This window comes from Meishania litoralis, assembly GCF_042611095.1.
Taxonomy (GTDB): Bacteria; Bacteroidota; Bacteroidia; order Flavobacteriales; family Flavobacteriaceae; genus Meishania; species Meishania litoralis.
The window spans coordinates 1,261,822-1,274,640 of sequence record NZ_JBHFPV010000001.1 but is presented as its reverse complement, the minus strand read 5'-3'; the positions used below and the strand labels follow the sequence as shown (position 1 = coordinate 1,274,640).

The 12,819-nt window shown below is 41.6% G+C and carries 14 protein-coding genes; 12 read left to right on the top strand and 2 right to left on the bottom strand.

Annotated elements, in window-relative coordinates; all coding sequences use genetic code 11:
- The first annotated feature begins 100 nt into the window (after nt 1-100).
- The 11 genes from ACEZ3G_RS05720 to ACEZ3G_RS05670 all read left to right on the top strand — a co-directional run bounded on the left by ACEZ3G_RS05720 (nt 101) and on the right by ACEZ3G_RS05670 (nt 9,105).
- Entirely contained in the window at nt 101-430 is a 330-nt protein-coding gene (locus ACEZ3G_RS05720) for a HesB/IscA family protein (protein ID WP_432424486.1), read from the top strand.
- Nucleotides 431-471: 41 nt separating this feature from the next.
- Nucleotides 472-840: a four helix bundle protein gene (locus ACEZ3G_RS05715; RefSeq protein WP_432424485.1), complete on the top strand. Its 369-nt coding sequence runs from the start codon at nt 472-474 to the stop codon at nt 838-840.
- Nucleotides 841-872: 32 nt separating this feature from the next.
- The gene (sufB, locus tag ACEZ3G_RS05710) at nt 873-2,318 is read left to right on the top strand and encodes a Fe-S cluster assembly protein SufB (RefSeq protein WP_432424484.1); all 1,446 of its coding nucleotides are present in this window, start codon (nt 873-875) and stop codon (nt 2,316-2,318) included.
- Between the two features lie 81 nt (nt 2,319-2,399).
- Entirely contained in the window at nt 2,400-3,278 is an 879-nt protein-coding gene (locus ACEZ3G_RS05705; protein ID WP_432424483.1) for an N-acyl homoserine lactonase family protein, read from the top strand.
- Nucleotides 3,279-3,286: 8 nt separating this feature from the next.
- Nucleotides 3,287-4,039, top strand: a complete 753-nt coding sequence (gene sufC / locus ACEZ3G_RS05700; RefSeq protein ID WP_432424482.1) for a Fe-S cluster assembly ATPase SufC — start codon at nt 3,287-3,289, stop codon at nt 4,037-4,039.
- 27 nt (nt 4,040-4,066) lie between these two features.
- A complete protein-coding gene (gene sufD, locus ACEZ3G_RS05695; RefSeq protein ID WP_432424481.1) occupies nt 4,067-5,383 on the top strand; it encodes a Fe-S cluster assembly protein SufD in 1,317 nt (438 codons plus the stop codon).
- A 7-nt stretch (nt 5,384-5,390) separates the two neighbouring features.
- Nucleotides 5,391-6,620, top strand: coding sequence for an aminotransferase class V-fold PLP-dependent enzyme (locus ACEZ3G_RS05690; protein WP_432424480.1), 1,230 nt, complete (start codon nt 5,391-5,393; stop codon nt 6,618-6,620).
- Between the two features lie 72 nt (nt 6,621-6,692).
- Complete coding sequence (locus ACEZ3G_RS05685) at nt 6,693-7,115, top strand: SufE family protein (protein WP_432424479.1); 423 nt, start codon at nt 6,693-6,695, stop codon at nt 7,113-7,115.
- Between the two features lie 95 nt (nt 7,116-7,210).
- Nucleotides 7,211-7,543 (top strand): SUF system Fe-S cluster assembly protein, encoded by a 333-nt coding sequence (locus ACEZ3G_RS05680; RefSeq protein ID WP_432425149.1) that lies wholly within the window; start codon nt 7,211-7,213, stop codon nt 7,541-7,543.
- Between the two features lie 33 nt (nt 7,544-7,576).
- Nucleotides 7,577-8,083 (top strand): DUF2480 family protein, encoded by a 507-nt coding sequence (locus ACEZ3G_RS05675; RefSeq protein WP_432424478.1) that lies wholly within the window; start codon nt 7,577-7,579, stop codon nt 8,081-8,083.
- A 77-nt stretch (nt 8,084-8,160) separates the two neighbouring features.
- Entirely contained in the window at nt 8,161-9,105 is a 945-nt protein-coding gene (locus ACEZ3G_RS05670; RefSeq protein ID WP_432424477.1) for a DUF3078 domain-containing protein, read from the top strand.
- Nucleotides 9,106-9,717: 612 nt separating this feature from the next.
- On the opposite strand, the gene hflX is transcribed toward ACEZ3G_RS05670, so the two are convergent.
- Nucleotides 9,718-10,929 carry a GTPase HflX gene (gene hflX / locus ACEZ3G_RS05665; protein ID WP_432424476.1) on the bottom strand — a complete coding sequence of 404 codons (1,212 nt, stop codon included), beginning with the start codon at nt 10,927-10,929 and terminating at the stop codon, nt 9,718-9,720.
- Nucleotides 10,930-11,006: 77 nt separating this feature from the next.
- On the opposite strand from hflX, the gene ACEZ3G_RS05660 reads away from it, so the two are divergent.
- Nucleotides 11,007-11,984 carry an endonuclease/exonuclease/phosphatase family protein gene (locus ACEZ3G_RS05660; RefSeq protein WP_432424475.1) on the top strand — a complete coding sequence of 326 codons (978 nt, stop codon included), beginning with the start codon at nt 11,007-11,009 and terminating at the stop codon, nt 11,982-11,984.
- Nucleotides 11,985-11,986: 2 nt separating this feature from the next.
- Here the strand turns inward: ACEZ3G_RS05660 and ACEZ3G_RS05655 are convergent, their stop codons facing one another.
- The gene (locus tag ACEZ3G_RS05655) at nt 11,987-12,700 is read right to left on the bottom strand and encodes a 3'-5' exonuclease (protein WP_432424474.1); all 714 of its coding nucleotides are present in this window, start codon (nt 12,698-12,700) and stop codon (nt 11,987-11,989) included.
- Between the last annotated feature and the right edge of the window lie 119 nt (nt 12,701-12,819).

Genomic DNA, 12,819 nt, shown 5'->3' with positions numbered 1-12,819 from the left:
ACAAAATCTTATATTTCAATACGTTATAATAATGTTAGTAAATGCGGTAAAACCCTACTAATGCTATATATTTGTAAACTATTTAGAATCGTACCAAATAATGATACAAGTTTCTGAAACGGCGAAGAAGAAGGTTATCGGCCTGATGACTGAGGAAGGTTTTGACGCTACCAAGGCTTATGTACGTGTGGGTGTAAAAAGTGGCGGTTGCAGCGGACTTTCTTACGAACTCAAGTTTGACGACAAGATAGGGGAGGCAGATAAGATCTTTGAAGACAACGATGTGCGCATCATCGTCGACAAAAAGAGTTTTCTATATCTAGTGGGCACGACCTTGGAATATTCAGGCGGACTTAACGGCAAGGGGTTTGTGTTCAATAATCCGAATGCCCAGCGTACATGTGGTTGCGGGGAAAGTTTTTCACTGTAGATAGAAGTAAAAAAGTTAAAGTGCAATGAGAAAAAGTAAAAATGTATAGTTCTTTCGAAGATTTGGAAGTTTACAAAGCGACTATCATATTTACGGGAGAAGTGTACAAGTTATTGGAAAAGAGGCCTTTGAAAAACGACTTTGCGATGGTTGACCAAGTAAGAAGAGCAACTATTTCAATTTCGAATAATATTTCAGAAGGTTTTGAAAGGGAAACGGACAAGGAGTTGATAAGGTACTTGTATTTTTCAAAAGGTTCGGCAGGCGAAGTCAGAAACTTGTTCAATTTAATGGTTGAGGTAGGATATTTTGAGAACAGCGATTTGGCCGATTTGAAAACTCAAGTAACGAATATATCGAAACAATTAGCAAACTATATCAAATATGTCAATAAGAGAGCAGGGTATTGACTCTTTATCTTTTTGACTTTTGACTTAAGCCTATGGCATATACAGAGGAAGAATTAAAAAAAGAACTCGAGACCAAGGAATACGAATATGGTTTCTATACCGATATCGAATCAGATACCCTTCCGAAGGGATTGAATGAAGATATTGTCATCGCTATTTCAAAAAAGAAGGAAGAGCCCGACTGGATGACCGAATGGCGCCTCGAGGCTTTTAGAATTTGGAGTGAAATGGAAGAACCCGAATGGGCCAATGTCACGTACAAAAAACCAGATTTTCAAGACATTTCGTATTATTCCGCTCCCAATAAAAAACCGAAATACAACAGTCTTGATGAGGTGGATCCCGAATTGTTGGATACTTTCAAAAGATTGGGTATTTCATTGGAAGAACAAAAGAAATTGGCCGGGGTGGCCGTAGATATCGTGATGGATTCCGTTTCCGTGGCGACCACATTCAAAAAGACATTGGCCGAGAAAGGCATAATTTTTATGTCCATTTCAGAAGCTATAAAAGAATACCCTGAACTGGTCAAGAAGTATATTGGTACCGTTGTGCCCCAAAAAGATAATTTTTATGCGGCCTTGAATTCGGCCGTTTTTTCCGATGGCAGTTTCTGTTATATTCCCAAAGGCGTGAGATGTCCGATGGAACTTTCGACTTATTTCAGGATCAATCAGGCAGGCACGGGGCAGTTCGAGCGAACTTTGGTCATCGCTGACGAAGGCAGTTATGTCAGTTACTTGGAAGGTTGTACGGCACCATCCCGTGATGAGAACCAATTGCACGCTGCCGTGGTCGAACTTATTGCCCTTGATAACGCCGAGATAAAATACTCAACGGTACAAAACTGGTTTCCCGGAGACAAGGAAGGTAAAGGCGGGGTCTTCAATTTTGTGACCAAAAGGGGGTTATGCGAGAAAAACGCAAAGATATCATGGACCCAGGTCGAGACCGGTTCGGCAGTGACCTGGAAATATCCTTCCTGCATCCTAAAAGGGGATAATTCGATCGGGGAGTTTTATTCCATCGCAGTAACGAACAATTATCAACAGGCCGACACCGGCACCAAAATGATTCATCTGGGCAAGAACACCAAAAGCACCATTATATCCAAAGGTATTTCAGCCGGAAAATCACAGAATAGTTATCGTGGTTTGGTACAGGTCAACAGTCGCGCCAAGAATGCAAGAAATTTTTCGCAATGCGATTCATTGCTTATGGGCAATGAATGTGGGGCGCATACATTTCCGTATATCGAAGCGAAAAACAAGACCGCCCAAATAGAGCACGAGGCCACAACGAGCAAGATCGGTGAAGATCAGATTTTCTATTGCAACCAAAGGGGCATCGATACCGAAAAGGCGATTGCATTGATCGTAAACGGATTTAGCAAGGAAGTTTTGAACAAACTCCCAATGGAATTTGCAGTAGAAGCCCAAAAATTGTTGGAAATAAGCTTGGAAGGTTCAGTAGGCTAAAGTCAAATTGCAGGTGTTCACTCGAGCGCGGTCGAGTGGTCGTCATAAATATTCTTACCGTGCTAGAACAACAACAGAAGAATGAAAAAATACATTTTAACAATAGTAAGCTTAGTTGCTTTCCTTGCGTGCAAGGAAACTCAAAAGGAAAGGTCTGAAACCTCTTTGGTAACTGAAAACGAGGAAAAAACGGAAGTTCAACTATATGCTTTTGATGGAGGTACCGTTCAGGTAAATCAATTGCAACTTTTTTCGCAAGACACGACATATCAGGGCCAGTCAAAAGTGTTCGCCGATGCGTTCTACGTAATCAAGCACCCCAAGGGCAATCTCATGTGGGATGCCGGCCTACCTGAACAATTGATCCAGATGCCAGAGCCTTATACCGACCCAAGCGGGGCTTTCACGGTGTCACGAAAAGACTCGGTAGTGAATCAATTGAGATCTATTGGGTTGGCTCCTGAAGATATCAAATACATTGCTTTATCACATACGCATTTTGACCACAGTGGTCATGCGAACAGGTTCAAAGATGCCGTTTGGCTGGTGCAAGAAGCCGAATACGACTTTATCACCAGCGAGGAGACCCAAAAGAACAATGCCGATATCTACAATGCTATTAAAGAGTTGACCAACATCGAAAAATTGAATGGTGACCATGATGTTTTTGGAGACGGTACGGTAGTCATTAAGTCGATGCCCGGGCATACTCCCGGCCATCAAGTATTGTACCTTGATCTGGCGGAACACGGCCCCTTGCTATTATCGGGCGACCTGTATCATTTTTCCGAAAATAGAGAGTTCAGAAGAATCCCGATTTTTAATTATGATGTAAAACAAACCAGTGAGAGTATGGATAGGTTCGAGGCTTTTGCCAAAGAAAAGAACGCAACGGTCTACCTACAACATTCAAGGGAAGATTTTGATAAAATGCCAAAGGCACCCGAATATTTAAAATAGAAAAGAACATGCTAAAGATTGCGAACCTGCACGCAGGGGTAGAAGGTAATGAAATATTGAATGGTATCGACCTTGAGGTAAAGGCAGGGGAAGTACATGCCATTATGGGACCGAACGGTTCAGGCAAAAGTACTTTGGCTTCTGTTATTGCCGGAAAGGAAGAATTTGAAGTTACCGAAGGTACGATAGCCCTCGATGGGGAAGATTTGGAGGATACGTCCCCGGAGGAAAGGGCGCATAAGGGAATTTTTCTGTCCTTTCAATATCCGGTCGAGATTCCTGGGGTTTCGGTGACCAACTTCATGAAAACGGCCATCAACGAATCAAGAAAGGCAAGGGGTTTGGAAGATATGCCCGCCAACCAGATGCTGAAGCTCATTCGTGAGAAATCGGAACTACTTGAAATCGACAGGAAATTTTTGTCCCGTTCTTTGAATGAAGGATTTTCTGGTGGGGAGAAAAAACGGAACGAGATTTTTCAAATGGCCATGTTGGAGCCTAAATTGGCCATATTGGATGAAACCGATTCAGGCCTTGACATCGATGCCCTGCGCATCGTTGCCAACGGGGTCAATAAACTCAAGAGTAAAGAAAACGCGGTTATCGTCATTACCCATTACCAAAGGCTTTTGGAGTATATCGTTCCCGACTTTGTACACGTATTGCACGATGGTAAGATCGTGAAGTCGGGCGGCAAGGAATTGGCATTGGAACTCGAGGAAAAAGGGTATGACTGGATCAAACAAGAGGTTTCGGTATAACGCGATTAAAAGTAGAGGAATATTATTATGGATTTAAAGGACAAACTTATTTCATCGTTCATGATGTTCGAGAACAATGTCGATATCGATAGTCCTGTTCACGACGTGCGTACCGAGGCTATGAAGAACTTTGAATTAAAGGGGTTTCCATCTAAAAAGCAAGAGGCTTGGAAATACACCTCGTTGAATAACCTGCAGAAGGTCGATTTCAGTATTTTTCCAAAAGAGGTTAATGCGCTCGACTACAAAGATGTCAAGAAGTATTTCGTGAATGAAATTGATACCTACAAGATAGTTTTCGTAGATGGTATCTATAGTTCATTCTTGTCAGAGACCACACACGATGGGGTTGATATTTGTTTGATGAGCTCGGCATTGACCAAGCCGATGTACAAGCCCGTAATAGATGTATATTTCAATAAGATAGCTTCTAAAGATGATTCGTTGACCACCTTGAACACAGCTTTTAGTAGAGAGGGGGCCTATATCTACATTCCGAAAAACAAAATGCCGAAGAAACCTGTGGAGATTCTTCACTTTGCCACGGGCAATGAGGCGACTTTGATGTTGCAGCCGCGTAATTTGATTATTGTAGAAGAGAATGCAGAACTTCAGGTTATTGAGAGACATCAGAGCTTGACAAGCAATGAAGTACTCACCAATTCGGTCACTGAGATTTTTGCGGCCAAAAATGCTATCATCGATTATTATAAGGTTCAGAACAATGTGGGTACGGCTTCTTTGATAGATAATACATATATCGACCAAAAGGATAAAAGTGTTGTAAAAGTGCATACTTTTTCATTCGGAGGAAAGCTGACACGAAACAACCTGAATTTTTACCAAAATGGCGAGCATATCGACTCGACGATGAAAGGAGTGACCATATTGGGCGAAAAGCAACATGTCGATCACCATACCTTGGTACATCATATTCAACCGAATTGCGAAAGCCATCAAGACTATAAAGGTATCTATGGAGAGAATTCCACTGGGGTTTTCAACGGTAAGATCATCGTTGATAAGATTGCACAAAAGACCAATGCATTTCAACAGAACAACAACATTCTGATCAGTGATAAGGCTACCATAAATACAAAGCCACAACTAGAGATTTTCGCCGATGACGTGAAGTGTTCGCACGGCTGTACCATCGGGCAATTGGATGAGGAAGCCTTATTCTATCTTCAATCTAGGGGTATTCCTAAAAAAGAGGCCCGTGCACTTTTGATGTATGCCTTTGCGAACAACGTTTTGGCAAGTGTTCGCATTCCAGAACTTAAAACGCGGATCAATAAGTTGATTGCCAAAAAGTTAGGGGTAAACCTTGGGTTTGATTTATGAATTATAGATGAGTGAGACAATTGTATTTGATGTCCAGGTTGTACGCCAAGATTTTCCGATACTAAATCGAGAGGTCAATGGCAAACCCTTGGTCTATCTCGACAATGCCGCTACTTCGCAGACGCCGAAACAGGTAATCGATTGTATCGTCGAGTATTATTCGAATTATAATGCCAATATTCATCGCGGCGTTCATGCCTTATCGCAAGAAGCGACCGATAAATACGAGCAAGCACGACAAAAGATTCAAAAACATTTCAATGCGGACAAACCCCATGAAATCATTTTCACATCGGGTACCACCCACGGAATAAATCTCGTCGCGAACGGTTTTTCTTCCATCTTGAAAAAAGGGGATGAGATTTTGGTATCGGCCATGGAGCACCATTCTAACATTGTGCCTTGGCAAATGCTTTGTGAACGTACGGGAGCCGTTTTAAAGGTTATCCCAATGAACGAGGAAGGAGAGTTACTGATGGATGCTTATGGCGAATTACTCTCCAAAAACACCAAATTGGTTTTTTGCAACCATGTATCGAATGCTTTGGGAACCATTAATCCTATTGAGCAAATCATTGATATGGCACATCAGGTCGATGCCACAGTATTGATCGATGGGGCACAGGCCGCTCCCCATATCAAGGCAGATGTACAAAAACTGAACGTCGATTTTTACGTAGTGTCCGCCCATAAAATGTGTGGCCCTACCGGAGTTGGTATGCTCTATGGAAAAGAAGAATGGCTTAATAAGTTACCGCCGTACCAGGGTGGGGGCGAAATGATCGCCGAGGTAACTTTTGAAAAGACGACCTATGCCGATTTACCCCATAAATTCGAGGCTGGTACGCCCAATATTTGTGGCGGAATCGCTTTTGGTGCCGCCTTGGACTATATGAATGCTATCGGATTTGATGCCATTTCGGCCTATGAACATGAGCTTTTGAACTATGCCACAAAAAAATTGTTAGCGATCGACGGACTTAAGATATATGGAACATCGCAAAATAAAACGTCTGTAATTTCTTTTAATATCGAAGGTTTGCATCCATACGATATCGGTTCAATTTTGGACAAATTAGGAATCGCCGTTAGAACGGGCCATCATTGTGCACAACCGATAATGGATTTCTACAAAATTCCCGGTACGGTACGTGCCAGTTTTAGCTTTTACAACACCAAAGAAGAGGTCGATATTTTGACGGAAGGAGTTCGTAGAGCAAAAAACATGCTGGCATAGGCTTTTGTTATCATTCCCTTAAAGCATTGAAATCCATACTTACTTATCGTATTTTTGTATAAATTCAATTACATGGGCATAAAAGAAATACAAGACGAGATCGTAGATGAATTTTCAATGTTCGAAGATTGGATGCAGCGTTATGAATATATGATCGAATTGGGAAAATCATTGCCATTGATCGACGAGCGATACAAGACCGATGATTATATCATTAAAGGCTGTCAAAGTAAGGTCTGGGTCCATGCCGATCTCGAAGATGACAAATTGGTGTTCACCGCCGATAGCGATGCCATCATTACCAAGGGAATAATCGCAATTTTGATACGGGCCTTTAACAATCAGAAACCTCAAGATATTATTGATGCGGATACCGATTTTATTGATGAAATCGGCTTAAAGGAACATTTGTCGCCGACAAGGGCCAATGGTTTGGTAAGTATGATCAAGCAGTTGAAACTTTACGCAGTTGCCTATCAAACACAATTAAATTAGTTTATGGTCTACTTTGGCCTTCGGCCTGGTTTATGATGATATCGAAAGTTGCCCATAGACCTGATTAACCCATAAACCCTTAAACTATAAAAATGATGAGCGAAGAAGCTACAACTATCGATACCCAAGAATTGGGCGAAAAAATAGTAAAGGTCTTGAAGACCATTTATGATCCGGAGATTCCAGTAGATATTTACGAACTCGGATTGATTTATGACGTATTTGTCAACGAGGACAATGAAGTTAAGATTTTAATGACCTTGACATCACCCAATTGTCCCGTAGCCGAAACACTTCCGGTGGAAGTGGAGGAAAAAATAAAATCGTTGGATTCGGTCACCGATGCCGAGGTTGAAATCACCTTTGACCCACCTTGGACGCAAGACCTTATGAGCGAAGAGGCTAAATTGGAGCTCGGATTATTATAATTTTAGAATTGTTCGGTCGAGACCTTTATTACCATGTCAGAAGAAATCATAAATCGCGTTGCCCAGAGCAAGCTGGTCACCTTTGATCTTGAGGATTATTATCCTGAAGGAAAGCGTATTTCTCTGGATATAAAAAACTGGCTACATGAGGGCCTTATCTTAAGGGAAAAGGAGTTTAGGAAACATGTTGCCGAACATAATTGGGAGCAATACCAAAGTGCATACATTGCATTATATTGCTCCACTGACGCCATTGTTCCAGGTTGGGCGTATATGTTGGTTGCGACTAAATTACAGCCTTTTGCCAAGAGGACCGTTTATGGCGACTTAGAAGTGCTTGAAACCTCATTATATCAATCCATATTGGAACAAATCGACTTGTCCGAATTCAAGGGTAAGCCGGTCATTGTCAAAGGTTGCAGCAAAAAACCCGTGCCCTCAAACGCCTATTTATTGATAACCAATAGATTACTTCCTATTGTAACAAGCCTTATGTATGGTGAGGCCTGCTCTTCGGTGCCATTGTACAAAAGCAAATAGTTGTTGATAACCCTGTTAATCTTTAACAACAATTCTTACATTTGCCGTTCATAAACATTGATTAAACACTAAACATTATGAAAAATTTACTTTTTGCAATTGGAGCTGTGTTTTTGGTAACATGTACATATGCTCAGACCGATGTAGAAAAAGCGGAGGAATTAAAAGCTCAGTTGGGACCTAAAAAGGATTCGATTGCGGCCATTCAGGCGAGAATTGATGCCCTTCAAGGTGAAATAAACGCGCTGCCGGGTTGGCGAAAAGGGGCATTCGGAACAATTGGGGCCAATCTATCGGGAGCTAAGAATTGGTTCCAGCAGGGAAACCCAAACAATTCAGCTGGTAATATTGGCGTTACATTGAATGGTTTCGCCAATTTAAAACAAGAAAAATACTTTTGGAACAACGCTCTTAACGTTAACCTTCAATGGGTTAAATTGGATAATAAGGATATCGATACCGACGATGATAGCTTTAATGGTACCACTGATGTTCTCAATATCACTTCTCTGTTCGGCTATAACTTGAGCAAAAAGTTCGCAATTTCGGCCTTGGCGGAGTATCGTACTTCCATTATCAATAATTTCAACGACCCCGGTTATCTTGATGCGGGTATTGGTGCCACTTGGTTGCCCGTTGAGAATATGGTTGTTGTAATACATCCGTTGAACTACAATTTCGTGTTTTCTAGTCAAGATGATGTATTCGAGTCATCAATGGGAGCTAAAATACTTGTCGATTATACAAGGCAGATAGGGGCGGTTAATTTCAAGACCAATTTCTCGACTTTTCAAAGCTATAAGAGTGGGGACCTATCGAACTGGACCTGGATAAACTCGTTTGGATATACATTGTGGAACGGAATAGGTCTCGGATTTGAGTTCGGCTTGAGAGGAAACAAACAAGAGGCTTTGGCGAATGCCCTAGCTCAAAATCCAGTACCCACACCGGGCCCGACATTTGAGAATGTTGACAATCCGACCCAGAGCTATTGGCTATTCGGTCTTAACTATGCCTTTTAAGAAAGAGATCAACACTCAACAACTAAAAACGCCCCGTTAACCGCGGGGCGTTTTCTTTAAGTAGGATTCGTTAAATTTGGTCAAACAGTCAAAAATTGCACTTCTTAGGTCAAGTAGAGATTCAGGTAAAACCAAATACTAATTATGTTTCGGTCAAGTTTCGATAAGGAACAAAAACTAAATAATAAATACAAAGCGAATGTAATTTTACCCTTTCGCTTTCTTAAATTTTTGTTGTGAACCTTTCAAAACATGTTGTGAAATACATCAAAATGTGTTGTATGATCGATGAACTACGGTCAAAGAAGAGCCATAATCAATAAAAAAGCCCCGCAAGAACGGGGCAATTTTTTTAGATAAGTAGGTATTTCGTAAAATTTGGTCCCGATAATCATCGGGTTAGCTTTTATAGGTTCAAAGATCTGTCTTGGGGAAACTTCACTTTGTCAAGGTCAAGCACATAGTTCGATTCGGGGTCAATACTATAACTTAATTACAATGTAAATGTATGGCGGATAATTGATTCCAGTAAATTATTGTTGTGAACTAAGCCCAAAATGTTGTGAAAAATATGAACGGTCAAAATATACGATGAACGACCCGAGATCAAGTTCAATATTGGTCTAAATGCTCAGGGTAAAGAAAGTTGTTATATGGAAATCGCGTAACGTGGATCTCGCGAACTTCATTGTAGACGCGTTTGCGAAACTCATCAAGGTTTTCTTTGTTCAAGGCCGAGATGAAGATGGCATCTTTGCCAACCCTTTGCATCCAGGTATTTTTCCACTCCTCGATCGTGAAATGCTTTTTGGTTTTTTCCGTCGTCAAGTCATCGTCGTCGATCGTTTCATGTTCATAGCGGTCGATCTTGTTAAAGACCATGATCGTTTTTTTATCGGCACAGTCGATTTCGCCCAAAATATTATTTACCGAATCGATCTGCTCCTCGAATTGAGCATGAGAGATATCGACAATATGTAAGAGCAAATCGGCTTCTCGCACCTCGTCCAAGGTGCTTTTAAAACTCTCAACCAATTGCGTCGGTAGTTTGCGAATAAAACCGACCGTATCGCTTAGAAGAAAAGGAAGGTTTCCTATGACTACTTTTCGAACCGTTGTGTCGAGTGTAGCGAATAGCTTGTTCTCAGCAAAGACCTCACTTTTGCTGATTACGTTCATCAAGGTCGATTTGCCTACATTGGTATAGCCCACCAGGGCCACACGCACCAACGCACCGCGATTACCGCGCTGTGTTTCCATTTGGCGATCTATTTTCAACAGCTTTTTCTTGAGAAGCGAGATCCGGTCTCTGACTATTCGTCTATCGGTTTCAATTTCTGTCTCACCAGGTCCCCTCATTCCAATTCCGCCACGTTGTCTTTCAAGGTGTGTCCACAAACCGGTCAGACGCGGCAGCAAATATTCATATTGGGCAAGTTCCACCTGGGTGCGGGCATAACTGGTCTGGGCCCTTTGGGCGAAGATGTCAAGTATCAGGCTGGTACGATCAATGATTTTACATTTTAAGGTCTTCTCGATATTGTTCTGTTGTGCCGGGGTCAGCTCGTCATCGAATATTACCGAACCGATATCATTGTCCAAGACATATTCTTGAACTTCTTTTATCTTGCCACTTCCGATCAGGGTTTTTGGGTTGGGAACGTCCATACGTTGTACGAACCTTTTGACAACTTCGCCACCCGCTGTATAGGTCAAGAATTCGAGTTCGTCTAAATATTCAGTAACCTTTTCCTCGTTTTGTTCACGATTTATTACACCGATCAGTATGGCCCTTTCGTAATCTGTACTCGTCCTTTCTAGCATTTCCTATATCAAAATGCAAATTTAAACATTACTTCACTAGCATATTTTGTAAATTTAGTGCCCCATTCAACTATATCATGATTTTTCCGTTTTTAAAGAAGAAAAGAAGGAATTCTTTATATACGATTGCCTTCTATAATCTGGAAAACCTCTTCGATACCGTAGACGACCCCGATACCTTGGACGATGATTTTACCCCAAACGGCAGTCGAAAATGGACTGCCAAACGCTACAAGCGAAAACTTTTCAAATTGGCACGCACCATTTCCGAAATAGGGTTCGAGTCTACGCAGAAACCACCGGTGTTGGTCGGGGTGGCAGAGGTCGAGAACGAGATGGTGGTTCGTGATCTGATAAATTCGGAACCATTGCGCAAGATCGATTATGGGTATGTACACTATGACTCACCTGATGAGCGGGGCATCGATACCGCCCTTTTATATCATAGGAGTTTTTTTGAGGTGCTGGCTTCCGAACCCATAACCTTGTACGTGGCCGATCAGAACGGTGAAAGAGATATGACCCGTGATATTCTCTACGTGCACGGGAAAATGAATGGAGAAGAGGTTCATGTGTTTGTAAATCACTGGCCTTCTAGAAGAGATGGGGCAGATGAAACCCAATATAAACGAATATTGGCTGCTGAAACCATCTGCAATTTCATGTTGAAAATTGAAGCAGCCCATGAGGATCCGAATTACATCATCATGGGCGATTTTAACGACAACCCTGAATCGACAAGCATTCAAACCTTGATGAAGTCGGCTGCCTTGTACAACCCGATGGAAAAACTACATTCACCCTTCGAGAGGGGAAGCACCTCATATAAGCGTAGTTGGAGCCTTTTCGATCAGATAATAGTTTCGCACAATTATTTCAATTACAAGAAAAGAACGCATAGCTTCGCCCATGCCAATATTTTTGATGATCGATTTTTAAAGGAATATTCGGGGAAATATAAGGGAAATCCCTTCAGGACCTTTGCGGGCAAAAAATATCTTGGCGGGTACAGTGATCATTTTCCAGTGTATATTCAATTAAAGTATAATGAGTAGGGCTATACTTTTTTGATTTCTTTTTCCCTTAGTAGATCGTCATTTCGCAATCTTAGGAAAACTTGGGCGGTCGTCACAACATCGAGTTCGCAATAGGTTATGATGCGCTCAATGTCGTTTTCGTTGTAGAACACATCACGTACCATACTGCCGTCGATGTCTTGTTTGGGCGAGGGAATGCCCAACACGTTGGCCATCAGTTTTAAGGATGTAAAATGCTTATAATCGCCAAACTTCCAAAGCTCCATGGTATCCAAATGCGGAATTTCCCAGGGCTTCTTGCCAAAGAGATTTAGTTTGTGGGGAAGGGGAATGCCATGGATTAGCATGCGTCGCGCGATATACGGAAAATCGAATTCCTTTGCATTATGTCCGCAGAGTAGTTTTTTAGGATGTCCAAAATGTAAATCCAGCAGGTTTTTGAAATCTTCGAGCAGGTTCTTTTCCTCGCCATGATAGGTTGTTACCCTGAACTCCCGTTTGTCACCCTTTAGATTGAAGTAGCCTACTGAAATACAAATGATCTTTCCGAATTCGGCCCAAATACCCGCACGTTGATAAAATTCCTCCGCAGAAATTTCATCCTTTCTTTGGTATTGCGATTTGTGTTCCCACAACTCCTTTTTCTCATCATCAAGGGCATTAAAATCTGCATATTCGGGAATGGTCTCAATATCGAGAAACAGAATATCTTCCAAATTGATTTTTTGCAACATTCAATAGTGTTTTAAATACCAGGTTCAAGAAAATGGGAGAATCCAATATACGAACAAATGGGATATTTTTTATTCAGTAATATGGAGGATTCGCGGAATTATGGACAGACTATTTCAAA

Bases quoted from the DNA above. Each gene is read 5' to 3' on its own strand.
- ACEZ3G_RS05720 (WP_432424486.1), top strand. From the start codon at position 101: ATGATACAAGTTTCTGAAACGGCGAAGAAGAAGGTTATCGGCCTGATG.
- ACEZ3G_RS05715 (WP_432424485.1), top strand. From the start codon at position 472: ATGTATAGTTCTTTCGAAGATTTGGAAGTTTACAAAGCGACTATCATA.
- sufB (WP_432424484.1), top strand. From the start codon at position 873: ATGGCATATACAGAGGAAGAATTAAAAAAAGAACTCGAGACCAAGGAA.
- ACEZ3G_RS05705 (WP_432424483.1), top strand. From the start codon at position 2,400: ATGAAAAAATACATTTTAACAATAGTAAGCTTAGTTGCTTTCCTTGCG.
- sufC (WP_432424482.1), top strand. From the start codon at position 3,287: ATGCTAAAGATTGCGAACCTGCACGCAGGGGTAGAAGGTAATGAAATA.
- sufD (WP_432424481.1), top strand. From the start codon at position 4,067: ATGGATTTAAAGGACAAACTTATTTCATCGTTCATGATGTTCGAGAAC.
- ACEZ3G_RS05690 (WP_432424480.1), top strand. From the start codon at position 5,391: ATGAGTGAGACAATTGTATTTGATGTCCAGGTTGTACGCCAAGATTTT.
- ACEZ3G_RS05685 (WP_432424479.1), top strand. From the start codon at position 6,693: ATGGGCATAAAAGAAATACAAGACGAGATCGTAGATGAATTTTCAATG.
- ACEZ3G_RS05680 (WP_432425149.1), top strand. From the start codon at position 7,211: ATGAGCGAAGAAGCTACAACTATCGATACCCAAGAATTGGGCGAAAAA.
- ACEZ3G_RS05675 (WP_432424478.1), top strand. From the start codon at position 7,577: ATGTCAGAAGAAATCATAAATCGCGTTGCCCAGAGCAAGCTGGTCACC.
- ACEZ3G_RS05670 (WP_432424477.1), top strand. From the start codon at position 8,161: ATGAAAAATTTACTTTTTGCAATTGGAGCTGTGTTTTTGGTAACATGT.
- hflX (WP_432424476.1), bottom strand. From the start codon at position 10,929: ATGCTAGAAAGGACGAGTACAGATTACGAAAGGGCCATACTGATCGGT.
- ACEZ3G_RS05660 (WP_432424475.1), top strand. From the start codon at position 11,007: ATGATTTTTCCGTTTTTAAAGAAGAAAAGAAGGAATTCTTTATATACG.
- ACEZ3G_RS05655 (WP_432424474.1), bottom strand. From the start codon at position 12,700: ATGTTGCAAAAAATCAATTTGGAAGATATTCTGTTTCTCGATATTGAG.